The organism is Dyadobacter sp. (genome assembly GCF_039919315.1).
In the GTDB taxonomy this organism is placed as follows: Bacteria; Bacteroidota; Bacteroidia; order Cytophagales; family Spirosomataceae; genus Dyadobacter.
Genome location: NZ_JBDSFX010000058.1, coordinates 71,230 through 93,220, shown reverse-complemented (window position 1 = coordinate 93,220; position 21,991 = coordinate 71,230). Strand labels below are relative to the sequence as shown.

The 21,991-nt window shown below is 44.9% G+C and carries 20 protein-coding genes; 10 read left to right on the top strand and 10 right to left on the bottom strand.

What is annotated here, in order from left to right; all coding sequences use genetic code 11:
• Positions 1–16 precede the first annotated feature (16 nt).
• On the top strand, positions 17–1,627 hold the full coding sequence (locus ABIO93_RS17320) for an amidase (RefSeq protein ID WP_348069863.1): 1,611 nt from the start codon (positions 17–19) through the stop codon (positions 1,625–1,627).
• Positions 1,628–1,638: 11 nt separating this feature from the next.
• On the opposite strand, the gene ABIO93_RS17315 is transcribed toward ABIO93_RS17320, so the two are convergent.
• Positions 1,639–3,096: a hypothetical protein gene (locus ABIO93_RS17315; protein WP_348069861.1), complete on the bottom strand. Its 1,458-nt coding sequence runs from the start codon at positions 3,094–3,096 to the stop codon at positions 1,639–1,641.
• Between the two features lie 199 nt (positions 3,097–3,295).
• Here ABIO93_RS17315 and ABIO93_RS17310 point away from each other — a divergent pair, with 199 nt between their 5' ends.
• Together ABIO93_RS17310 and ABIO93_RS17305 are read left to right on the top strand one after the other, a co-directional pair.
• A complete protein-coding gene (locus ABIO93_RS17310; RefSeq protein ID WP_348069860.1) occupies positions 3,296–3,802 on the top strand; it encodes a lipocalin family protein in 507 nt (168 codons plus the stop codon).
• A gap of 67 nt (positions 3,803–3,869) precedes the next feature.
• Positions 3,870–5,582, top strand: coding sequence for a hypothetical protein (locus tag ABIO93_RS17305; RefSeq protein WP_348069858.1), 1,713 nt, complete (start codon positions 3,870–3,872; stop codon positions 5,580–5,582).
• A 2-nt stretch (positions 5,583–5,584) separates the two neighbouring features.
• Here the strand turns inward: ABIO93_RS17305 and ABIO93_RS17300 are convergent, their stop codons facing one another.
• The 3 genes from ABIO93_RS17300 to ABIO93_RS17290 form a co-directional block, all read right to left on the bottom strand.
• On the bottom strand, positions 5,585–6,865 hold the full coding sequence (locus ABIO93_RS17300) for an aminotransferase class V-fold PLP-dependent enzyme (protein ID WP_348069857.1): 1,281 nt from the start codon (positions 6,863–6,865) through the stop codon (positions 5,585–5,587).
• 25 nt (positions 6,866–6,890) lie between these two features.
• Complete coding sequence (locus ABIO93_RS17295; protein ID WP_348069855.1) at positions 6,891–7,676, bottom strand: alpha/beta hydrolase; 786 nt, start codon at positions 7,674–7,676, stop codon at positions 6,891–6,893.
• A 102-nt stretch (positions 7,677–7,778) separates the two neighbouring features.
• Entirely contained in the window at positions 7,779–8,366 is a 588-nt protein-coding gene (locus ABIO93_RS17290) for a Crp/Fnr family transcriptional regulator (RefSeq protein WP_348069853.1), read from the bottom strand.
• Between the two features lie 231 nt (positions 8,367–8,597).
• Here ABIO93_RS17290 and ABIO93_RS17285 point away from each other — a divergent pair, with 231 nt between their 5' ends.
• Both ABIO93_RS17285 and ABIO93_RS17280 read left to right on the top strand, forming a co-directional pair.
• Positions 8,598–9,851, top strand: coding sequence for an asparagine synthetase B (locus ABIO93_RS17285; protein WP_348069852.1), 1,254 nt, complete (start codon positions 8,598–8,600; stop codon positions 9,849–9,851).
• A 62-nt stretch (positions 9,852–9,913) separates the two neighbouring features.
• Positions 9,914–10,507 carry a Uma2 family endonuclease gene (locus tag ABIO93_RS17280; protein WP_348069850.1) on the top strand — a complete coding sequence of 198 codons (594 nt, stop codon included), beginning with the start codon at positions 9,914–9,916 and terminating at the stop codon, positions 10,505–10,507.
• Positions 10,508–10,516: 9 nt separating this feature from the next.
• On the opposite strand, the gene ABIO93_RS17275 is transcribed toward ABIO93_RS17280, so the two are convergent.
• The 3 genes from ABIO93_RS17275 to ABIO93_RS17265 all read right to left on the bottom strand — a co-directional run bounded on the left by ABIO93_RS17275 (position 10,517) and on the right by ABIO93_RS17265 (position 13,121).
• On the bottom strand, positions 10,517–11,464 hold the full coding sequence (locus tag ABIO93_RS17275) for a bifunctional helix-turn-helix transcriptional regulator/GNAT family N-acetyltransferase (protein WP_348069849.1): 948 nt from the start codon (positions 11,462–11,464) through the stop codon (positions 10,517–10,519).
• Between the two features lie 84 nt (positions 11,465–11,548).
• Positions 11,549–12,655, bottom strand: a complete 1,107-nt coding sequence (gene lpxB / locus ABIO93_RS17270; protein ID WP_348069847.1) for a lipid-A-disaccharide synthase — start codon at positions 12,653–12,655, stop codon at positions 11,549–11,551.
• 46 nt (positions 12,656–12,701) lie between these two features.
• The gene (locus ABIO93_RS17265) at positions 12,702–13,121 is read right to left on the bottom strand and encodes a 6-carboxytetrahydropterin synthase (protein ID WP_348069845.1); all 420 of its coding nucleotides are present in this window, start codon (positions 13,119–13,121) and stop codon (positions 12,702–12,704) included.
• A gap of 179 nt (positions 13,122–13,300) precedes the next feature.
• Here ABIO93_RS17265 and rfaD point away from each other — a divergent pair, with 179 nt between their 5' ends.
• The 3 genes from rfaD to ABIO93_RS17250 all read left to right on the top strand — a co-directional run bounded on the left by rfaD (position 13,301) and on the right by ABIO93_RS17250 (position 18,277).
• Positions 13,301–14,266, top strand: coding sequence for an ADP-glyceromanno-heptose 6-epimerase (gene rfaD / locus ABIO93_RS17260; RefSeq protein ID WP_348069843.1), 966 nt, complete (start codon positions 13,301–13,303; stop codon positions 14,264–14,266).
• Between the two features lie 179 nt (positions 14,267–14,445).
• Entirely contained in the window at positions 14,446–15,897 is a 1,452-nt protein-coding gene (gene sufB, locus ABIO93_RS17255) for a Fe-S cluster assembly protein SufB (protein ID WP_348069842.1), read from the top strand.
• Positions 15,898–16,006: 109 nt separating this feature from the next.
• Positions 16,007–18,277, top strand: a complete 2,271-nt coding sequence (locus ABIO93_RS17250) for a cation:proton antiporter (RefSeq protein ID WP_348069840.1) — start codon at positions 16,007–16,009, stop codon at positions 18,275–18,277.
• Here the strand turns inward: ABIO93_RS17250 and ABIO93_RS17245 are convergent.
• Positions 18,270–19,163, bottom strand: coding sequence for a pyridoxal-phosphate dependent enzyme (locus ABIO93_RS17245; RefSeq protein WP_348069838.1), 894 nt, complete (start codon positions 19,161–19,163; stop codon positions 18,270–18,272). The two genes, ABIO93_RS17250 and ABIO93_RS17245, sit on opposite strands and share 8 nt — an antisense overlap.
• Before the next feature lie 40 nt (positions 19,164–19,203).
• On the opposite strand from ABIO93_RS17245, the gene ABIO93_RS17240 reads away from it, so the two are divergent.
• Positions 19,204–20,232, top strand: coding sequence for an RluA family pseudouridine synthase (locus ABIO93_RS17240; RefSeq protein ID WP_348069837.1), 1,029 nt, complete (start codon positions 19,204–19,206; stop codon positions 20,230–20,232).
• Positions 20,233–20,285: 53 nt separating this feature from the next.
• Positions 20,286–20,729, top strand: coding sequence for a GNAT family N-acetyltransferase (locus ABIO93_RS17235; protein ID WP_348069835.1), 444 nt, complete (start codon positions 20,286–20,288; stop codon positions 20,727–20,729).
• On the opposite strand, the gene trmD is transcribed toward ABIO93_RS17235, so the two are convergent.
• Both trmD and rimM read right to left on the bottom strand, forming a co-directional pair.
• Positions 20,726–21,400 (bottom strand): tRNA (guanosine(37)-N1)-methyltransferase TrmD, encoded by a 675-nt coding sequence (gene trmD, locus ABIO93_RS17230; RefSeq protein WP_348069833.1) that lies wholly within the window; start codon positions 21,398–21,400, stop codon positions 20,726–20,728. The two genes, ABIO93_RS17235 and trmD, sit on opposite strands and share 4 nt — an antisense overlap.
• On the bottom strand, positions 21,390–21,956 hold the full coding sequence (gene rimM, locus ABIO93_RS17225) for a ribosome maturation factor RimM (protein WP_348069832.1): 567 nt from the start codon (positions 21,954–21,956) through the stop codon (positions 21,390–21,392). The genes trmD and rimM overlap by 11 nt, the downstream gene beginning before the upstream one ends.
• Between the last annotated feature and the right edge of the window lie 35 nt (positions 21,957–21,991).

Here is a 21,991-nt window from a genome sequence, read left to right as displayed (position 1 = left end):
ACTGACATTCACTCTTATGAAAAGAAGCACTTTTATACGACTAAGCTCGCTGGCCAGCTCGTCTTTTTTTGCCATTCCATTTGCTCATTCCAAATCAAAAACTGGGATTAACCGTGCATATCTCCCGGAAGCCGCAGCAGACCTGTCGGAAATGAGTGTGGCCAGCCTGCAGAAAAAAATGCAGTCAGGTGAGCTGACATCCAGGGCTATAACCAGCTATTATCTGGAACAAATCGGCAAACTGGATAAGCAGGGGCCGAAATTGAATGCTGTCATTGAGCTAAACCCGGACGCATTGAGCATTGCCGATGCATTGGATAAGGAAAGAAAAGCCGGAAAAATGAGAGGGGCTATGCACGGTATCCCCGTTTTGATCAAAGATAATATCGACACGGCTGACAAAATGCAAACCACTGCCGGTTCGCTGGCATTGGTGGGTAACATAGCTAGTCAGGATGCATTCGTTGTAAAAAAACTGAGAGAGGCCGGCGCGGTCATATTAGGTAAGACTAATCTGACTGAATGGGCCAACTTCCGCTCTACCCGGGCATCCAGCGGATGGAGCAGCCGGGGCGGACAAACGCGGAATCCCTATATACTAGACCGTTCACCATGTGGTTCCAGTTCGGGATCGGGTGCGGCTGTGGCTGCAAACCTATGCGCAGTGGCCGTGGGAACCGAAACAAACGGATCCATCGCATGTCCGGCATCCATGAATGGCGTGGTGGGTATTAAGCCTACGGTTGGGCTCGTGAGCAGGTCGGGCATCATCCCTATTTCTAAAACACAGGATACAGCCGGCCCATTCGGAAGAACTGTCGCCGATGCAGCAGCATTACTCGGCGCGATGATCGGAAACGATCCCGCTGACCCCGCCAGGCACGTTGCTACTACGCCGGTTCCTGCTGATTATACCAAATTCCTGGATTCCGGTGCATTGAAAGGCAAAAGGATCGGTGTGGAAAAAAGCATGCTCAAAGTGCACGAAGGCATTGATTCACTTTTGGCAAAAGCATTAAGTCAGATGAAAGATGCGGGGGCGGTGATCGTGGAAGTGGAATATATGAAAACGCAGTCGCTGGACGGCGCTGAATCTGCATTGCTGCAATTTGAATTCAAGGATGGTGTGAACAATTATCTGTCCCATTCCAATGCGAAGATCAAATCGCTGGAAGGCCTGATCGCGTTTAATAAGGCGAATGAATCTAAAACCATGCCCTATTTTAAACAGGAATTGTTTGAAACCTCTCAGGCCAAAGGTGATTTGAACAGCGAAGCATATCGGAATGCTTTGAAAAAAATAACCGGCGTCGCAGACTCGCTCAATAAAAAGTTCGAGGACGACAAACTCGACGCACTTTGCGGCCCCGCCACCGGCGCTTCCTGGTGTATCGACCTGGTTAATGGTGATTTTTGGACGGGTTACGGCGCTTACGGACCAGCTGCCATTTCCGGATTCCCCTCCATTACGCTTCCAATGGGCAATGTCGACGAATTACCAGTTGGGCTATCATTCCTTGGAAAAGCCTACGACGAGCCCGGACTGATCGGCATCGCCTATGCTTATGAGCAAGTTTCAAAAAATCGCGTAGCTCCAAAATTCATTGAAACCGTCGGTAAAAAGTAGCTTGGCTGACGCTATCTTGCCAGATAAACCTCGTAAAAGGAGCCTTTCTGTCCCAAAAACTGATTGGCTTCCTGCTGCGAATAAATCACTTTGCCCATTTGGTAAAAATCCTCGTACTGACTGTAAGGATAAGGCGTAAACTTTACCTGATCGGGAAACAATGCATGCGTGATCAGGTTCTCTTTCAGCGCCCGCGTAATGTGCGAAACCGGCACAATAAGGCCAAGAAGCAGAAATAAGACCACAGGATATGCCATTTTCATCTTATACCAGTCCGGCCGCTCTTTGATCCAGACTGAAAAACGATGGAGAATAAATAGTGAAAGCAGAGTCAGTACCGGTGTACTCCCGCGCAAAAACCAGTCATTCCATTTCCCCATCCTGACCAGTGATATCATGATCAGCAGCGCAAATAATGCGTGAATGAACCAGCTGAACGAGCTTTTGTGCAGATTAAGCAACAATACAATTCCGTATAGCACCAGCAGATCAACCACCACTCCGAAAAAATAATGGAAAGCAATCTCATTCAATGGCTTAAACTGCCAGATAAAACCGGCCACTACTGAATTTTTCCCCGACAAAAAATAAAAGAATGTGGGTATGAAAAGCAGGCCGGGGACCATTATGTCCATCATTGCCCTGGGTTTGAGGAAGTATCGCAAATCCTTATGGTAACGGAACAGCACCAGGATACCGAAAATAATCACAAAAACAATGGATGGGAATATGCCCCAAATGAAAATGGCAGTTACCGCGATGAAGCTTTTCTCAGGCCTTTTCGTGTAAACGTAATCGTGAAATAAAATACAGGAAACAATAATGATCGGGATGAGCTGGTTGGGTGCCCATTGAGTTTGGTACAATACCGGCCAAATTTCTGTAAAAAACGGTGGTACATGGTAATTGAGACCTATTGCGCGCAGCAAAAGCACTTTGGTAATGTGCCCTACCCCGCCGAGTGACAGGAAAAATATCAGCGCCAGGTAATTTTTGCTCGTAAAAATAAAAATCCAGCTAAGTCCGATAAACAACCCGATCGATGCCCAAATGTAAAGCGCGATCCCGGACAATTCGCCCAGGCCTTTTGAGATCAATGCTGGTACGAGGAAAAACCCGAAATAATGGCAGGCATAGCGCCCATTTTCTTTGAATAAAACCGGCCAGGATTGGTTGTATAATGTATAGTATTTGGAATTGTGTGCCCAGAAATCAAAAGCCTGAAAGCAAAAACCGCCAATTCCGGAAAATGCAATGATGAGCAGGGATATAAAGGAAATCTGAACTATTTGCTTGGTTTCCAGATCGGTTTTGAGTGTTTTTCCACGTTCATAACTTTGGATAAACATAAAAATTAATCCGGCAACTAATAAGATAGATATGGGCAACCTGAACCAGCCGAGCGAAAAAATAATGTTCGGCAGAAGCAGATATCCTAAACTTAAATTACGCAGTAGAGTTGTTTTCATTTAAAGATGCGGCCATTTAATGATTGGTTTTTAATTGATGAGGACGGAGTTAAAATCTAACAAAAATAACGGATTGATTGATTATCAAATGTTAAGACGAAAACATATTTCCGAGGGTTGGAAAATGGATATGGATTTTTTCAGATTAAAACCGATCTGGGAGGGTTTTTGAGGCGTATATCAAGCTAAAAAGACTCCTATGAAATTAATCAGCATGATTCTTCTGACATGGCTTTTTAATGACAGCAAGATTCCCAACTCCACGGTGGACAAACTCGACGTGGCACACTATTCAGGAACCTGGTACTCACTCGCTTCTATTCCGACTACATACGATAAGGGCAGCAGGGAAACCACGGGAAAATATAACTGGAATAACACAGGCGGCTATTTTGATGTGGTAACCTCCTACAAAAAGCCCGGCAGCGAAGAGATTTTCTCCATTCATTCCAAAGTCTATAAAAACGCGGATCAGGGCGCAAGGATGAAATGCCAGTTTATGTGGCCATTCAAACTGGATTACTGGGTGATCGAGCTCGCATCCGATTATTCCTACGCAGTGGTAGGCCACCCTGAGCATAAGCTGCTGTTTATCATGAGCCGTAAAAAAAACATGGACAAGAAGCTTTATTCAGAGATTGTTGCTCGATGCCGCGAACGTGGCTATGACGTCGCCAGGCTCACTTCACAACGTCATGATCAATAATTAAAAACCAGGTTTCAGTATCCTGCAAGGCTTCTGTTCTTTTACTTCCAAAGTAAAAAGTACCTTCATGGACAGAAGAAATTTTGTAAAAAACAGCACGCTTACCCTTTGCGCATGGCCCGTCGCTCATTTGTCTGGAATTTTCCCTACAAAAATCAATGACGATAAAATGCCTCCCTGGCTACTGGCACTTGTAGCCCAGAATGATAAAGGAGTAGAATCGCTGAGGAAATATCAGGTCAAAGATGTGCAGGGCGAAATATATGGTGGATTGAAGGATGGATTCGACATTCTCAATCCGCACAGTACGGCTGCTTTGGTGCAATGGGGCGCGTGTGCATTGTTTTCTCCTTCTTCTAAATTTTACCAGTCTGCCGAATTGCTGGCGGATATGAACCTGGCCACGCTGTACCTCATCCGTACCCAGCACGCCGACGGTACTATTGACCTCCTATCGACCAATTTCCATTCAACGCCTGATACCGGTTTCATTGTCAAACGGCTCGCAATGGCCTACACTTTGGTTGAAAAATCCGGGATGCAGGGATCGCAGAAGTTTTTGTCAAATCTCAAAACCTTTTTGATCCGCGCAGGAAATGCGCTAAGTGTTGGTGGAATTCACACGCCCAATCACCGATGGGTAGTTTCTGCTGCATTGACCAAGCTAAATGAACTCTGGCCAGATCCCAAATACGTCGCGCGGGCTGAGCAATGGCTCGGCGAACACATTGATATTGACAAAGATGGGCAGTACAATGAAAAAAGTACATTCATTTACTCTTCGCTGACGGATCGGTTGCTGATAACGGTTTCAAAAGGTTTGAAAAAACCGGAGTTGTTGGACGATGTGCGTAAAAACCTGGATATGACCTTATACTACGTCCACCCTAATGCTGAAATTGTGACTGATGCATCGGGACGGCAGGACAAGGCGATCATTGGCACGCTGGAAAATTACTATTATCCGTACCGGTACCTGGCCATTAAAGATCAGAACGGAACTTATGCTGCCATGTGCCTCCTGATTGAAAAAACAGCGGGCCCGAAAACCGGTGCTTTTTTGGACTACTTTCTGACGGACCCTACTTTATGGGCCGAGCTTCCGGCAGCCAAAGACTTGCCTGTTGATTATGTCAAAACATTTCCAAATTCGGGGCTTGTGCGAATCCGAAGAAATCAATGGGATAGCACGTTGATCGCCAATAATCCGGTTTGGTTTACTTTTATGAGAGGTAATGCGGTGTTGCAGGGCGTGCGTTTTGCCTCTTCGTTTTTTGGGAAAGGACAATTTCAAACAGAAAAACTAGTACAAAACGGTAATACCTGGGAATTGACCCAAAACCTGGAAGGCCCTTATTTTCAACCCATTGCCAAAGACGCTATCGCCGCTGACGGCGATTGGGAGAAAATGCCGAAGACAACCCGCCCTCAAAGCGAGGTTCAGAAACTCGAAACCAGAATCCTGGTCCGGGAAACCACGGAAGGTATGGAAATCGAGATCACATCGAATGGTACCGAACGCGTTCCGGCAGCATTGGAACTGATTTTCAGGCCGGGTGGTGAATTAAAAGGTGCTACCAAAATTGAGAACACCAAAGATTCGTGGCTGCTCAAAGAGGAAACAGGCAGCTACCGCTTTGGGGACGATACTGTTTCATTTGGCCCTGGCCTTGCACTGCACAAAAACATTGCATTGCGCGGCGCATTACCTGCAATGGAAGCTCCTACCGTATATCTGACAGGCTTCACCCCATTCCGGCACACGATCCGTTTTCATTAATATCAAACAGATATTGCCTGCAATGCTTTGACCACTTTGTCTATATCATTCAAAGTGTTATAAATGTGCGCCGACATTCGAATGCCGCCCGTTGGCGCGGCTGCAATGCCGTGTGCTTCGTAAAGCTTTTTAGAAAGCTCTGCCGGTTTCTTGCCAGCGAAACTAATGATAGTAACCCCTCCGCTGAGTTCAGTGGGCAATGGTGTTACAAAAGTTGCGCCTGGAACTTTGGCTTTGATTTGGTCTTTGAGGTAGGTATTTAATTGAACCACACGGTTTTCAATATTCTTTTTACCAATGGTCTGGTGAAAATTCACGGTCTCCGCAATCCCTGCCAATGTGGTCTCATTGCGCTGTCCCAGCATGCAATATTTTTCGTCGACTGTCAATGCGCCTTCTTTCCAGCCAGCGCTGATAATGTTCGGCCATAAACTGTCGGCACTTTCCTTTTTCACATACAGAATGCCATTTTCCAGCGGCCCCATAAACCATTTGTGCGTGCTCCCGGTGTAAAAATCACATCCGAGATCTTTCAGGTTTAGGTCAAGAAAACCAAATGATTGCGCACCATCGACGAGACTCAGCACGTTTTTTTCTGCTGCCAGCATGCACAATTCCTTTGCCGGAAGCGCTATTCCGCTGGTATTGGAAATGTGGGAAAAGCCTAGCAGCTTGGTACGCGGCGTGATCGCATCGCGAAATGGTTTGATCAGATCTTCTATCCATTGCGGATCGGCCGGTACACTTATTTTTTTAACGGTAAAACCATATCGCTTCGCCCGCTGCTCCCACGCACTGGCGTTCGAGGGATGATTTTGGTCCCATAGCAGCACCTCATCGCCCGGTTTCAGATCCAGGCCATTGACGATAATGTTGTTGCTTTCCGAAGTATTTCTGGTAATGCCGATTTCCTCCTTTCCTACTCCTGTGAATCCTGCCAAAACCTGTAATGCCTTCTTTCGTTTCTCTGAAAACTGCTCGCGATATTGGAACGACACATCTTTTCCCAGCCCATCGAGCATCTTTTTAACCTGATCATTGACTGCTGTCGGCGGCGGACAGAGATTTGCCGCATTCAGCATAATGAGGTTGGAAGGAACAGCAAACTGCTTTTGGATTTGCTCCCAGTACTTTTCGTCGGGTGCGCTACCCCCATTAGGTGCCATAAGCTGCACATGACCTTCGTTTGCAAACGCGGGCAATGCAATGGCGGCGAGCGATCCGGCTCCCAGCCGTTTCAGGAAATGCCGTCTTTCATACTGTATTGAGGTTTCTGTTTTCATAGGAGTAACTGGAGTGTTATGAGCATTAGTTTCTGTCAAGCCATTCTAAAATGTAGTCGGCATCTTCGGTCCAGGTAGGTTGTCCTAAAACGTAGTGGTTGCGGCCGGGGAATTCTTTGTATTCAAGTACAGAACCATTGGCTTTGTACGCCTTGAAGTTCCGGGTGTTCAATGAGGCAGGGATAATGTTGTCTTTATCACCGGAAGTGAGCAACAATGGTACGTGAGGTTTTGCAAAATCAACTTTCGCAGCTGAACCCAATCCGCCTCTCGCTACTGTTTTCGATTCCGGGATCGTATTTTCCTCCCAGGATTTTTTCTGATCTGCCAGGGACATTCCATTCGTAAATGCATACTGCCAGTCTGCCAGTGACATCAGATAGGTTTTTTTCAATGATGTAAACAAACCCAGCACTTTATAACCTGCTCTTAAAAATGAAAACTCGTAAGGGATCACGCCTTGTGGAGGCACCGAGTGAATGGCTACTGCGGCGGCGGCCAAATCTCTGTTTACCAAAATTTGCGTAATCAATCCGCCCAGCGAGTGACCGATAATGATCGGTTTGTCAGGAAGCGCTTTTACAAAATTAGCATAGTGATCGACCAGCTCTGATAATGTCAATGCAGCGAGGTCAGTATCATTGGGTTGTCTGTTTCTCAACTCCGCTGCCGGTGCATCTTTGAATGGCCAGGCCGGTGCGTAAGTAGTGTATCCTTTTGCTTCAAAATAGGCTTTCCATGGATCCCAACCACTGTTACTTACAAATGCGCCCGTTACAAATACGATGGTTTTTGTGTTACTGCTTTTCATGATTTCTATCGTTTAAAAATGAATTTTGTTTTTGTTAAGTGCTTTGAACATGACAAAATTCAGCAGTATCGGAGACAATAAAATTAACCTCGGTTAAGATCGTCACTTACCCATCATTCTTTTTCGGATACGGCTCAATGATGGCGCCTGTATGCCTAGATAGGATGCAATGTGGTACAATGGAACGTTGTTAAAAATGTTAGGATGTTTCTGGATCAGATCAAGGTAGCGTTCTTCCGGCGTGTGGAACATTAGGTCTTCGGCCCGCGTCATGGCTACATTAAAGGCAGTTTCAGCTACCAATCGGCCGAACCTTTCCCATTGATGCGACTTTTGATACAGTTCTTTCAGATGATTGATGTGAATGTACAGAATGGTCGAGTCCATCATGGACTCAGTGTAATAATTGCAGGGAGTTTGGGTAACGAAGCTTTTATAGGAAACCACCACCTGATTTTTAGAAAAGAAAAATACATTCTTCTCCTCGGCGGTATCATCATTGATATAATAGGTTCTGAAAACCCCGTCCAGAATGAATCCAAGGTGTTTGCAGACATTTTTGTACTCATTGTAGAACTCGCCTTTTCCATATTCTTTCCGTTGCCAATAAGGTAATGACAATGCAAAAGCCTCCTCTCCGATGTCCGCAAAATTGTTTACAGCGTAACCAAGTATATCTATTTCAGTCATGAAGAAGGGAGTTTAGAAACGCATATTCCAAAAATAACCAGATATGGCATTATTCCCTCATGAATTGACCTGCCGCACCACAAAACATTCAAAAAATGATAATACTGATTTGAATGTTACAGATTTTGGGCTAAAAAACTCGTTTACAGCATGATAAATCCAATTTTAATTCATTAAATTTGGTAACCTCTCCCCCTACTTTACAGCTCTCGACTTCTAAACTTTACCAGTATGCTGAAAAGGGTTACACTACTGCTTTTGCTACTTACGTCCGGTGTTTGTTACGCAAATCAGATCCTTATTCCGATGGATCAGGCGCAGACGAACCACCTGAAGGCGTACGGCCTTGCCTATATGTTGCTCAAAGGGGATATCGAGGTTGAATGGCTGCTCAATTATCGCGGCGGCAGCTTCAAGGTTCAGTATGCCAAATCCATCGAAAACGAATGTAAGCTGCGGGCGATCTCCTATGAGGTACTGTCAGAGGCGGCCAGCCAGCAGATTGTGAGCCAGATCAGTAGTCCAGACGTGAACATGGATGTGGTGAAGCTATTTAAAGCGGCCAAAATCGCGGTTTATTCGCCCATCAAGATCAGTCCGGCCGAGTTTGAGAATACAGATGCGGTTTTGTTGGTTTTAAAGTATGCTGAAATTCCTTTCGAGGTCATTTATGACGAAGAAATTCTGAAAGGCGAGCTTCCGAAATACGATTGGCTGCATTTGCATCACGAAGATTTCACCGGTCAATTTGGTAAAAACCTGCGCCGCACGACACAAACGGACATTAAAGCCCAGGAAGCGATCGCTAGCCGGTTTGGCTACGCGAAGGTTTCTAAAATGAAGCTGGCGGTTGCGAAGTCTATCAAGGAATTCTGCGCAGGAGGAGGATTTCTATTCGCCATGTGCTCCGGTGCAGAAACATTTGACATTGCGCTGGCAGCAGAAGGTCTCGACATCGTGGATAACCTCGACGGCGATGGTATAGACCCGGACGCACAATCCAAACTGGATTTCGACAAGACTTTCGCCTTTTACAATTTCAAATTGCAACTCGACGATTACGAGGGAATGAATTTCTCCGATATCAACTCCTCTGCGGGTAGGTTCCGCGGCTGGGGTGAAAATGATGCCTACTTCTCGCTTTTCGATTTTTCAGCCAAATGGGACGTCATACCTGCCATGCTGGTGCAAAATCATGAACATCTGGTTCGGGAGTTTTTTGGCCAAACGACTGCCTTTTCAAAATATACTGTCAAGCCTAGCGTCCTGGTCATGGGTACCAGCAGTTCATCGGATCGCTACATTTACGGTGAGCTTGGCCGGGGACAATGGACATTCTACGGCGGTCACGACCCGGAAGGCCGCGGCGGCGGCGGCCGCAGAATGCCAACTGACCTGAATTTATATCCCAATTCACCAGGTTACCGGCTGATTTTGAATAATGTGCTGTTTCCCTCGGCGAGGAAGAAGAAGCGGAAAACGTAAATCAAGACTTTCATTTTACTCTTTTGTCGATTTTCGGTAGCTTTACCTGAAGCAGCAACACTATGCAGACTACAATCAGGGATATCAATCAACTGGATCTCAACGGGACCTACACCTACGCCGACTATCTAATGTGGCGTCTGGAAGAACGTCTGGAATTGATTAAAGGGAAGATTTTCAAAATGTCTCCCGCACCAAATGTGCGTCATCAAAAAATTTCCGGAAAATTGCATTTGGAGATGGGCATGTTTTTCAAAAATCATTACTGCCAGGTTTTCTATGCTCCTTTTGATGTAAGGTTGCACGAGAAAAATAGTCAGTCATCAGATACCAAAATTTACACAGTAGTCCAGCCGGATCTTTGCGTGATCTGCGACGAAGGAAAACTAGATGAAAAAGGGTGTTTGGGCGCCCCTGATTTGATTGTTGAGATACTTTCCCCAGGTAACTCTCGCAAAGAAATGGATATTAAATTCGAACTATACGAGGAATCGGGAGTAAGAGAGTATTGGCTCGTCGAACCAGCGGAAAATGCTGTATTTGCTTATGTATTAAATGAATCCGGCACTTATATAGGTCTTAAACCAGCCATTAACATATTACAGTCTGCCATTTTCCCAGATCTCAAAATTGATCTTGAACAGATATTTAAGTAACTATCCCATTCAAGCCAATTCCATTTCCATTTTAATATCTGCACGTTTAAAGTTCGTACCTCCCAGCGGTACTTCCACAAAACCCAGCTTTTTATACAGGTTAATGCCCGCCGCCGAGCCTTTTCTATTTGAATAAAGAATTACCTTTTTCGCACCAAGGTCCGCAGCTTTCTGAATGACTGCATGACCAAGCAAATCGCCAAGTTTTTTGCCTCGCATGGTTTTAGAAACAGTCATTTTGCTCATTTCCACCACTCCTTCGCCGCTCCATTTCAGTGCGCAGGTACCCACTGGCTCATCGTTATACAAAGCCATTAATATTGCTCCTCCGTCTTTGAGGTAGTATTTTTCAGGATCTGAAAGTGTTTTTTCGTCTTCCGGTTCCACTTCGTAGGTCTCCGAGATCCATGCATAATTGAGATCGTAGAATGCTTGTGCGTGCTCAGGTTTGTAATCGATAATGCTCACTGCTGAATCAGTTTCCTCCTGCGTCAAACGAAGATAGCGATCAAGAAAGCCCTCTTTGTTCAGTTGATACTCTGTCTCATCCATAGCTAGTAACAGGTTATTTGCATTGTTTGTAATTTCTTCGGCAGTTTTTCTCATCTTTTCCCAAACCGGCTGCATCTTACTCACCAGTTTTTGGGCCTTGGCAGTTAATCGCACCATTCTCTTCCGCTCGTCCTTTGAATCCTTGAAAGATTCTACCAGACCTTCCTTTTCCAGTTCTTTCAACAAACTAATCGTGGACGGATGCGCGTAACCGATTTCCTCTGAGAGTTCGATAATGCTAAGTGATGTTTTTACATGCAAAGCATAGATTACAGGAAACCATTTTGGCTCAAAGTCAATCTGGTTGGCCTGATAAATCAAAATTCCCTCCTTCCGAAACTGATCACTCAAACGCTGTAAACGCGTAGAAATGGCCAGTCCTCCCAGTTCATTAAAGATATTCATTGCATCCATTTAAATTAATGTTCAATTATACGTAGTTGACTACTTAAATACAAATGAAAGAACTATTTTGCCTTAAAATCTTTACTATTTCAAATAATTAACGATCAGATTCCCTGCTCTCCCCGAAGCTCCCGGGCCGCCTACCAGCTCTTGCAAAGTTGCATAATCACGAAGCTGAGCAGCATGTTTTGTCCCGCCAGGAATAATTTGTGTCAATTCCTCTACCAGCAATTTCTCGTTCAAATAGTCCTGGATTAATTCTCTGACAGCCTCTTTTTCAAGGATCAGGTTTACCAATGAAATGTAGGGAACGCGGATAAGACGCTTGGCGACGGCATAGGAAAAGCCGCTCGTTTTGTAACAAACTACCTCGGGTACATTGAAAAGCGCCGTTTCCAAAGTGGCGGTACCGGAAGTGACCAGTGCGGCCGTGGCTACTGAAAGTAAGTCGTACGTACTTTCGTAAACGATGGTAGCCCGCTCCGAGGAGCTATATTGTTCGTATAAGGTAGCTGGCAGATTACTAACTCCTGCTATGACAAACTGATGATCAGGAAAATGGGGTTGAACAGTCAGCATTAAATCCAGCATGCCCGTGATTTCCTGTTTCCGGCTTCCGGGAAGCAATGCAATGATCGGCCTTTCGTCAAGTTTGTTTTTCTTTTTAAACTCAGGGTCAGGTTGGAAAGCCGCAATCGCGTCCATTAGCGGATTACCTACGTAATCCACTTTGTAATCATACTTTTTGTAAAAATCGATTTCAAACGGAAAGATCACGAACATGTGATCTACATTCGTTTTGATCTTCCATGCCCGTTTCTGGTTCCAGGCCCACACTTTTGGAGAAATGTAATAGAATACTTTCAGCCCTTTTTCTTTGGCAAACGACGCAATGCGAAGGTTAAAACCCGGATAATCAATGAGTACCAGGGCATCCGGCTGGTAAGCAAGGATATCCGCCTTGCATTTTTTCAGAAATCCGGAAATCTTGTGCAGATTGAGCGCTACTTCCAGGAAACCCATGAAAGCAGTATCCTTGTAATGTGTGACCAGGTCCAGCCCCTCCGCCTCCATCATATCACCGCCCCATCCCCTGAACTGGGCTTCCGGGTCATTTTCTCTAATCCCTTTGATCAGGTTAGAGCCATGCAAATCTCCCGAACGCTCGCCAGCAATGAGGTAGTATTTCATTTTTTGAGGTGTTGACTTTTAGCGATTAGCTTTTAGCTGCTAGCGTTTATTCTCCGTAGTATTCTACGAAGTTCTTAGGAGTTTCAACGAGTTTGATGTAATGTAGTTTTGCATTCGGAGCCGCGTCAGAAACTGCGGGAGCGAGAATATTCCAAATTTCCATTACGAAAATTTCGCAGGAAGCCATTTTACCCTGCATAAAATCTACATCGAGGTTCAGGTTTTTGTGGTCAACCTTATCTACCACCTCATTTTTAATGATATCTCCGAGTACTTTTAAATCGATCACAAAACCTGTGTCGGCATCCGGTTTTCCTTTTACCGTAACAATCAGCTCAAAATTATGCCCGTGCCAGTTGTTATTGGCGCATGGGCCAAAAACTTCCTGGTTTTTCTCTTCTGACCAAGCCGGGTTAAAAAGCCGGTGGGCCGCATTGAAATGCTCTTTTCTGGTGACGTAAATCATAAATTTTCTTCGCACTTATTAAATAGGACACAAAATTACATCTTGTATCCGTAGTTTTGCAGTTAAACAAGCGGATAACTAAAAAAAATCCTATTTCAGAATAAAATTTAAGAGTAGATTACACATCATGTATGCTCTTATCTGGCATTCTTTTTACAGTTTAACATATAATCTCTCCCATGATTATCGTAACAGGTGCAGCCGGATTCATTGGCAGCGGACTTATTAGCCGCCTCAATCAAGATGGTTTTCAAAACATTATTGCAGTCGATGATTTTTCAAAAATTGATAAGGCGGAAAATCTGGAAGGAAAAACGATCAAGGAAAAAGTAGAAAGGGATTCTCTTTTTGAATGGCTTGACCAGAACAACAGGGACGTTGAATTCATTTTTCACATTGGCGCCCGGACAGACACTACCGAGTTCGACAAACAAATATTTGATGAACTGAACGTCAACTATTCCAAACAAATCTGGGAAAAGTGCGTAGCCTACCAGATTCCACTCGTATATGCCTCTTCCGCTGCTACTTACGGCCTGGGCGAACACGGATATGATGATAATGAGTCTACACTATCGCAGCTCAAACCATTGAACCCGTACGGCGATTCTAAAAATGAATTTGACATTTGGGCATTGCAACAGGAAAAGAAGCCTTTTTTCTGGGCAGGACTGAAATTCTTCAACGTATACGGGCCTAATGAATATCATAAAGGAAGAATGGCTTCGGTTATTTTCCATGCCTACAACCAGATCAAGGCGACGGAGAAAATGAAGCTTTTCCGGTCACACAATCCTGATTTCCAGGACGGAGAACAAATGCGTGATTTCATTTATGTGAAAGATCTGATCGATGTGTGTATCTTCTTCATGCACCACCGCAAGAACTCGGGGATCTATAATCTGGGCAGCGGCCGCGCGAGAACATTCAAAGATTTGGTAACCAATACATTCACTTCCATGGATAAAACACCGGATATTTCATTTATTGATACCCCGGTAGACATTCGTGATAAGTACCAGTATTTTACACAAGCTAACATGAGCAAACTTCGTTCCATAGGCTACACCCGTCCATTTACCTCACTCGAAGACGGTGTGGCTGATTACGTGAAAAACTACCTGAGTTCAAGCGCATACCTATAATATTTTTTATTTTTCAAAACCCCTGATACAGACTGAGACCAGCTCAATCCGTAACAGGGGTTTTGCTTGTCATGACGGATTTGTCCGCAATTTTCCGTATTTTTGACCCTCTGATTAAACTCAATCCCACTTCTCTGTGTTACAATAACTACGAAACACAGTGTGATACAAATACGACTATGAGCAAAGAAGATGAATTGTTGGAGGAAATCACCAGTTCGGAATACAAATACGGCTTTGTAACTGATATTGAAGCAGATGAGGCCCCAATGGGGTTGAATGATGATATCGTAAGGTTCATTTCAGCCAAAAAAAATGAACCGGAATGGATGTTGGCGTGGCGTTTGAAAGCTTACCATTTGTGGCTTACCATGGCTGAACCCAAATGGCCGAACGTACATTATCCAAAAATCGATTTTCAGGCAATCAAATATTATTCGGCGCCTAAAAAGAAAAAACAAGTTGATAGTCTGGATGACATTGATCCGGAATTGCGTGATACATTCGAGCGTCTGGGAATTTCCCTGAACGAACAAAAAAGACTTTCAGGTGTTTCTATTGCAGTGGATGCTGTCATGGATTCGGAATCAGTTTTCACTACTTTCAAGGAATCCCTGAAAGAAAAAGGCATCATTTTCTGCGCGATCAGTGAAGCAATCCGCGAACATCCGGAACTGGTAAAAAAATACCTAGGATCGGTTGTTCCCCCAAAAGATAACTATTACGCCGCGCTGAACTCCGCAGTGTTTTCTGACGGTTCGTTTGTATACATTCCAAAAGGCGTTCGTTGCCCGATGGAGCTTTCGACTTACTTCCGTATCAATGCAGCGGGAACCGGCCAATTTGAGCGTACATTGATTATCGGTGATGCCGATAGCCACGTGAGTTATCTGGAAGGCTGCACCGCGCCGATGCGTGACGAAAACCAGTTGCATGCTGCTGTCGTTGAGATTTTTGCGCATGAAAATGCGAATGTTAAATATTCGACGGTACAAAACTGGTATCCTGGTGATAAAGAAGGTAAAGGCGGGATTTACAATTTCGTAACCAAACGCGGTATTTGTGACGGCAATGGCTCCAAAATTTCCTGGACACAAGTGGAGACCGGATCTGCCATTACCTGGAAATACCCTTCGGTCATCCTGAAAGGTGATAACTCCATCGGAGAATTCTATTCAGTTGCTGTAACCAATAACATGCAGCAAGCCGACACCGGTACTAAAATGATCCATATCGGGAAAAATACCAAAAGCCGTATCGTTTCCAAAGGTATCTCTGCCGGAAAGAGCCAGAACTCATACAGAGGCCTGGTACAGGTTTTCAAGAAAGCCGACAAGGCGAGAAACTTCTCCCAATGCGATTCTCTTTTGCTGGGCGACAAATGCGGCGCGCATACTTTTCCATACATTGAAGTAAGCAATCCTTCGGCCACGGTCGAGCACGAGGCGACCACTTCGAAAATCGGCGAAGATATTCTTTTTTACTGCAACCAGCGAGGTATCCCAACGGAACAGGCGGTTGCGCTGATCGTTAACGGATATGCGAAAGAGGTACTGAACCAGCTTCCAATGGAATTTGCCGTAGAAGCGCAAAAGTTACTGGAAATCAGTCTGGAAGGCAGCGTTGGTTGAAAAAACTGCGGGTACTTTTTACAAGCTTATATTACAGAAGCCTTTGATTCGTCAAAGGCTTTTTGTATTTTATTGATTCTAAATTATGTCCCACCGACTATAACCCTTCATGACCCACGTTCCACAACTAATCATTGACCTTTCTTTAATACTCTCGATGGCGGGTATCATTACCCTCATTTTCAAGAAATTGAAACAGCCCATCGTGCTGGGATACATATTGGCCGGATTACTCGTTGGACCTAATTTTCATTTGTTTCCTACCATCACCGACATCAAAACCATTGAGATATGGGCGGAGATCGGTGTGATATTTCTGCTCTTCAACCTAGGCCTCGAATTCAGTTTCAAAAAGCTGGTCAAAGTCGGGAATACTGCCGCTATTACCGGTCTTTTCGAAGTCACGATGATGCTGGTAACGGGTTTCACAACCGGGCAGTTATTGGGATGGAGCAAAACGGACAGCCTCTTTCTTGGCGGGATTATAGCCATTTCATCGACAACCATTATCTTCCGTGCATTCGACGAACTGGGCATTAAAACACAAAAATTCACAAGGGTTGTACTCGGTATCCTCGTGATTGAAGACCTTACCGCCGTTTTGCTGATGGTATTGCTGTCCACGTTATCGATCAGCCAGCAGTTTGCCGGGTATGAGTTGCTTCAATCTATATTAAAACTCTTCTTTTTTCTTACGATCTGGTTTCTGGGAGGGATTTTCGTCTTTCCGACATTACTCCGGCGCTACCGGAAACTGATGAATGACGAAAGCGTATTGATCACGTCGGTTGCACTTTGTTTCGGAATGGTATTTTTCGTTACAAAAGCCGGTTTCTCTGCGGCCCTGGGTGCATTTATCATGGGCTCCATTCTCGCGGAGACCACGCATGCGGAAAAAATCGAACACTTACTCAAACCCGTCAAAGACCTATTTGGTGCGGTGTTCTTCATCTCGGTAGGAATGTTGATCAATCCGGGGCTATTGCTGGACTACGCCATTCCGACTGCTATTTTGGTATTAGTCGTGATCATTGGCAAAACCACTTTTGTAACAATGGGTGCCGTCATTTCTGGCCAGCCATTGAGGAAATCATTGCAATCGGGAATGAGCCTTTCCCAAATCGGAGAATTTTCTTTCATCATCGCCAATCTCGGTTTATCCCTAAAAGTAACAAGCGGATTTCTCTATCCTATCGCTGTGGGAGTATCTGTGATCACGACTTTCGCGACGCCCTACATGATGAAAGCCTCAGAGCCACTATATGAATGGCTCGACAAGCGGTTACCGGAGAAATGGCGGCTCTATCTGAACCGGTACAGCACCAGTACGGAAACCATCGCGCAAACTACACATTGGAAGGAAATATTGCAATCCTATGCGCAGACCGTCATCCTGAACTCCGTAGTGGTCATAGGAATCATCCTGGCAGCGTCACGTCAGCTAGCGGGGCAGCTTCATACTTTCATTCCCGAGACATTCCTTACCAACTCTGTACTCTTTGGTATTACCTTTCTTTTGATATCCCCGTTTCTGTGGGCGCTGATCTTCAAAAGGTCAAACCGAAAGGCTTATTCATTCATTTGGCTCAGCCGAAAGTACAGTCGCGGGCCATTGTTACTGCTTGAATTGTCCCGGGTGCTGATCGCCATTGTGCTCACAGGATTTCTGTTAAATTCATTTTTCGATACACCCACGGCCCTGAGCGTTGCGGGAGGAATTATGGTGTTGGGTTTTGCGATTTTCTATCAAAGACTTCAACAGTTTTATAGCCGGATTGAAGACCGGTTTTTACAAAATTTGAATGCAAGACAACTGGAAGGCAGCGGTAAGTCTAAGAAAATATTGCTTCCCTGGGATGCACATTTCGCTTTCCTGGAAGTGAGCGCAGATTCCTCATTAATTGGCAAGACTTTGCAGGAGTTGAAGATCCGGGAGAATTTCGGGATTAATGTGGTCCTGATCGAACGTGGTAGCAAAACCATTCACTTGCCGCGACCCACAGAAGTGCTCTATCCCTGCGACCGCATTGAAGTCATTGGCACGGATGATCAGCTCGATATTTTCCGCGGGCACGTGGAGGTGAGTACCAACGGGGACGTGTATATGGCACACGAGGACAGCATTGTACTCGAACGCGTGGAAGTGAGAAACGAATATAACATCCGCGGAAAAACCATTCGTAACAGCCAGATCCGTGAGAAAACGCATGGTATGATCGTAGGCCTGGAACGAAATGGCGAGCGTATCCTTAATCCCGATTCATCCATGCTCATTGAAAATCAGGATGTGCTGTGGATCGCAGGCGACCGCGATCTGATCAAGGAATTTATGGATAACAAAACTGCCAATAGTGATGAGGAAATTCCGGCTGTTATTTGAGCAAACCTTGCAACCCACCAGTATGTACAGCCACAATGGTTGAACCTGCTTTGAAATATCCTTTTTCAATCTGATCAAACAATCCGTAGAACATTTTGGCTGTATAAACCTGTTCAAGCTGAATATCAAACCGGCTTTTAAAATTGTCCATAAAATCGGTAAGCTGGGTATTCCATTTGGCATAGCCGCCAAAGTGGTATGTTGTGAAGAGTTTCAGGTTCCCTTTCTGTTCAGAATGTACCAGCAGGTCGTGGATATCGGTTTCGAGAAATTCGCCTCCTTTCAACGCAGAGAATGCAACTACATTGGCCCCGGCAGAAAGTAGTCCGGCGGCGGTACCGCCCGTACCAGCTGCAACCGCGAAAAAATCCGGTGAAGTTCCCAGCTGCTCCTGCACTTCGGTTACCATTTCGGCAACGCCTTTCAATCCAAGTCCCGAGGTACCGCCTTCAGGGATCAAAAAAGGATGATCCAGTTTTTGTACAAGTTCATATAAATAGGATAGTGAGTTTCTCTGCTTATATTCTTCCCTCGAAACAAATCGAAGCTTCATATTTTGTTCTCTACAAAATTGCAACGTTGGTGTTTCATTCTCAGCAAACTCCTCTCCTCTTACCACACCTATTGTCTCAAAACCCATTGCATTACCCGCGGCTGCTGTGGCATACAGGTGATTGGAATAAGCCCCGCCGAATGTGAGAATAGTCTTTTGCTGCGTCGATTTTGCTTCCTGCAAATTATATTTCAGTTTCCTCCATTTATTACCGGAAACAATGGGATGAATGAGGTCGTCCCTTTTAATGTATACTTTTACTTGTGCTTTGTCAAAGATCGGATCCGAAATTTCGAGCAGAGGCGTAGGTAAGGCAGGATGAAGTAAATCCATCAATTTTAATAATTTTGTTTTTAGTAAATATAGAATGAAAATGTCCGACGATAATATCGAATTTACCTCCGAAGAAGATGATTTATTTGAACATTACCGAATCGTCGCGGATAAAGGTCAGGGTCTGGTAAGGCTCGACAAATATCTGAACCTTCATGTGGCCAATGCTTCCCGGACAAAAATACAAAACGGAATTGAAGCAGAAGCTGTAAAAGTTAACGGACTGCCTACAAAAGCGAGCTACAAAGTCAAGCCGCTGGATGTGATTACACTTTCTCTTCCCGAACCGCCGCGGGACACCGAAATTATCCCGGAAAATATCCCGCTGGATATCGTTTACGAAGACGAAGTTTTGCTGATCGTAAACAAACCCACCGGAATGGTCGTACATCCGGCATACGGCAATTGGACCGGCACCTTGATCAATGCATTGGTATACCATTTTCAGCAGCTCCCTACCGGCAGGAACGGTGAAGGGAGGCCCGGCCTCGTCCACCGGATCGATAAGGATACCTCAGGACTGCTGGTGATTGCCAAGACCGAATTTGCCATGTCATTCCTGGCCAAACAGTTTTCTGATCATACTATTGAGAGAACCTATAATGCATTGATCTGGGGAGAACCAAAAGAAGAGAAAGGCACCATTACCGGCAACGTTGGAAGGAGCGTCCGTGACCGGCGCGTGATGGATATCTTTCCGGATGGCAGCCAGGGAAAGCATGCCGTTACACATTATGAGCTTATCAAACCACTGCGTTATGTTTCGTTGATCAAGTGTAATCTGGAAACTGGCCGAACACATCAGATCCGCGCACACATGAAGTATATCGGGCACCCGATCTTCAACGATACTACTTACGGAGGCGATAAAATCCTGCGTGGAATTTCGAATGGAAGTTATAAAGCAATGGTTGAAAATTGTTTCAGTATGCTGCCTGGGCAGACACTACACGCCAAATCACTGGGGTTTATCCATCCTACTACCAGGCAATGGATTCAGTTTGACACTGAATTACCTGAAAACTTCCAGGCGATTATAGAAAAGTGGGAAAACTATGTAAACTATTAGTAGGAAATAGTATATTTTAAGTTTGTAAGTATTTTAAAGATAAAAACCGAACTATGAATGTCTCAACCCGGCAAGGAACAATAGAGGATATACCTGCCATTTTTGAATTGGTAAAAGAGTTGGCGATTTATGAGAGAGCTTTAAATCAGGTCACGAACAATGTCGAAAAAATGACCCGTGACTATCATGAAAAGCTGTACGATTTTTTTATCGCCGAGTCCGATTCGAAGATCATAGGCCTATCCCTTTATTACTACCGGTACTCTACCTGGAAGGGAAAGAGATTGTACATGGAAGATATTATTGTGACGGAATCAATGCGGGGAAATGGCATTGGAAAGATCCTGTTTGACGCCACTGTAGCAGCTGCCAAACAAACCGGATGTACCGGTATGCTTTGGCAGGTACTGGATTGGAATACGTCGGCAGTTGGTTTTTACCGTAAATACGGCACTAATTTCGACAATGAATGGATTAACTGCAGCCTGGATTTTTAGGCTAACAGGTCGGGCCTTCTCTCCCGGGTTCGTTGCAGAGATTGCTCATAACGCCACTCTTCGATTTTAGCTTCGTGTCCCGACATGAGAATGTCAGGCACCTTGCTTCCCTCATAATCCGCAGGCCTGGTGTATACCGGCGGCGCGAGCAAGTTGTCTTGAAATGAATCGGTTAATGCAGATGTTTCATCATTGAGCACACCCGGTAGTAATCGTATAATCGCGTCGGACAGCACCGCAGCAGCCAGTTCGCCACCCGAGAGCACATAATCACCGATACTGACCTCTTTAGTCACAAAAAGATCCCTGACGCGCTGGTCGACACCTTTATAATGTCCGCAAAGCATGATCAGGTTGCCTTTTAGTGATAATTGATTCACCATTCTTTGCTGCATCAGCTCACCGTCCGGCGTCAGGTATATCACTTCGTCGTAATGCCTTTCAGCTTGCAATTTCCTGATACAGGCCGCGATGGGCTCGATCTGAAGCACCATTCCTGCGCCGCCGCCAAATGCGTAATCGTCAATCGTGCGGTGCTTATTGACCGAATAGTCTCTAATATCATGTACTAACACCTCTACAAAGCCACCCTGCTGTGCGCGTTTCAGGATTGAATGTGCAAAAAAGCTGTCCAGCAGGTTAGGGACACAGGTTAAAATATCAATCCGCATCGTCGGGGATGTTTTCAGCGTCAGAGGTATTATCCAGATAAACTTCCAGCAATCCTTCGGGCAAATTGACCAGCAGGTGCTTTTGTTCTTTATCAGCTTTTAAAACAATGTCCTCCGCAGTAGGGATCAGGATTTCTACACCCTGGTAGTCCATCGCGATCAGATCCTGTCCGTTGAGAGAATATACTTCGCGAACAATGCCCAATTCACCCTGATTTTGGTCAATCACTGTAAAACCTTTGATCTCGTGGTAGTAAAATTCCTCTTCACTCAGTTCTTCCAGTTCATCCAGAGACAGGTAAAGTGAGCTTCCGACAAGCGCCTGCGCTTTTTCAATGGTATTCACATCTTCGAAAGTCACGATCGCATTCGCCTGTTTTTGAAGATTAAAATTACTGATGAAGTAAGGAACCAGTTCTCCTTTTATTTCCACGAAAACAGCGTCCAATTCGTCGTAATCTTCCGGATAATCTACATCCAAAAATATTACCACATTCCCGTTCGTCCCGTGCGTGCGAACGATGTAACCCAGCAAGTAAGAATTATCGTGTGTCACCGATTCTTAGTTTAATTTGTCTTTAAATAAATATG

What these genes read in the sequence shown, in the direction of transcription:
- ABIO93_RS17320 (WP_348069863.1), top strand. Translation starts at nt 17, where the DNA reads ATGAAAAGAAGCACTTTTATACGACTAAGCTCGCTGGCCAGCTCGTCT.
- ABIO93_RS17315 (WP_348069861.1), bottom strand. Translation starts at nt 3,096, where the DNA reads ATGAAAACAACTCTACTGCGTAATTTAAGTTTAGGATATCTGCTTCTG.
- ABIO93_RS17310 (WP_348069860.1), top strand. Translation starts at nt 3,296, where the DNA reads ATGAAATTAATCAGCATGATTCTTCTGACATGGCTTTTTAATGACAGC.
- ABIO93_RS17305 (WP_348069858.1), top strand. Translation starts at nt 3,870, where the DNA reads ATGGACAGAAGAAATTTTGTAAAAAACAGCACGCTTACCCTTTGCGCA.
- ABIO93_RS17300 (WP_348069857.1), bottom strand. Translation starts at nt 6,865, where the DNA reads ATGAAAACAGAAACCTCAATACAGTATGAAAGACGGCATTTCCTGAAA.
- ABIO93_RS17295 (WP_348069855.1), bottom strand. Translation starts at nt 7,676, where the DNA reads ATGAAAAGCAGTAACACAAAAACCATCGTATTTGTAACGGGCGCATTT.
- ABIO93_RS17290 (WP_348069853.1), bottom strand. Translation starts at nt 8,366, where the DNA reads ATGACTGAAATAGATATACTTGGTTACGCTGTAAACAATTTTGCGGAC.
- ABIO93_RS17285 (WP_348069852.1), top strand. Translation starts at nt 8,598, where the DNA reads ATGCTGAAAAGGGTTACACTACTGCTTTTGCTACTTACGTCCGGTGTT.
- ABIO93_RS17280 (WP_348069850.1), top strand. Translation starts at nt 9,914, where the DNA reads ATGCAGACTACAATCAGGGATATCAATCAACTGGATCTCAACGGGACC.
- ABIO93_RS17275 (WP_348069849.1), bottom strand. Translation starts at nt 11,464, where the DNA reads ATGAATATCTTTAATGAACTGGGAGGACTGGCCATTTCTACGCGTTTA.
- lpxB (WP_348069847.1), bottom strand. Translation starts at nt 12,655, where the DNA reads ATGAAATACTACCTCATTGCTGGCGAGCGTTCGGGAGATTTGCATGGC.
- ABIO93_RS17265 (WP_348069845.1), bottom strand. Translation starts at nt 13,121, where the DNA reads ATGATTTACGTCACCAGAAAAGAGCATTTCAATGCGGCCCACCGGCTT.
- rfaD (WP_348069843.1), top strand. Translation starts at nt 13,301, where the DNA reads ATGATTATCGTAACAGGTGCAGCCGGATTCATTGGCAGCGGACTTATT.
- sufB (WP_348069842.1), top strand. Translation starts at nt 14,446, where the DNA reads ATGAGCAAAGAAGATGAATTGTTGGAGGAAATCACCAGTTCGGAATAC.
- ABIO93_RS17250 (WP_348069840.1), top strand. Translation starts at nt 16,007, where the DNA reads ATGACCCACGTTCCACAACTAATCATTGACCTTTCTTTAATACTCTCG.
- ABIO93_RS17245 (WP_348069838.1), bottom strand. Translation starts at nt 19,163, where the DNA reads ATGGATTTACTTCATCCTGCCTTACCTACGCCTCTGCTCGAAATTTCG.
- ABIO93_RS17240 (WP_348069837.1), top strand. Translation starts at nt 19,204, where the DNA reads ATGTCCGACGATAATATCGAATTTACCTCCGAAGAAGATGATTTATTT.
- ABIO93_RS17235 (WP_348069835.1), top strand. Translation starts at nt 20,286, where the DNA reads ATGAATGTCTCAACCCGGCAAGGAACAATAGAGGATATACCTGCCATT.
- trmD (WP_348069833.1), bottom strand. Translation starts at nt 21,400, where the DNA reads ATGCGGATTGATATTTTAACCTGTGTCCCTAACCTGCTGGACAGCTTT.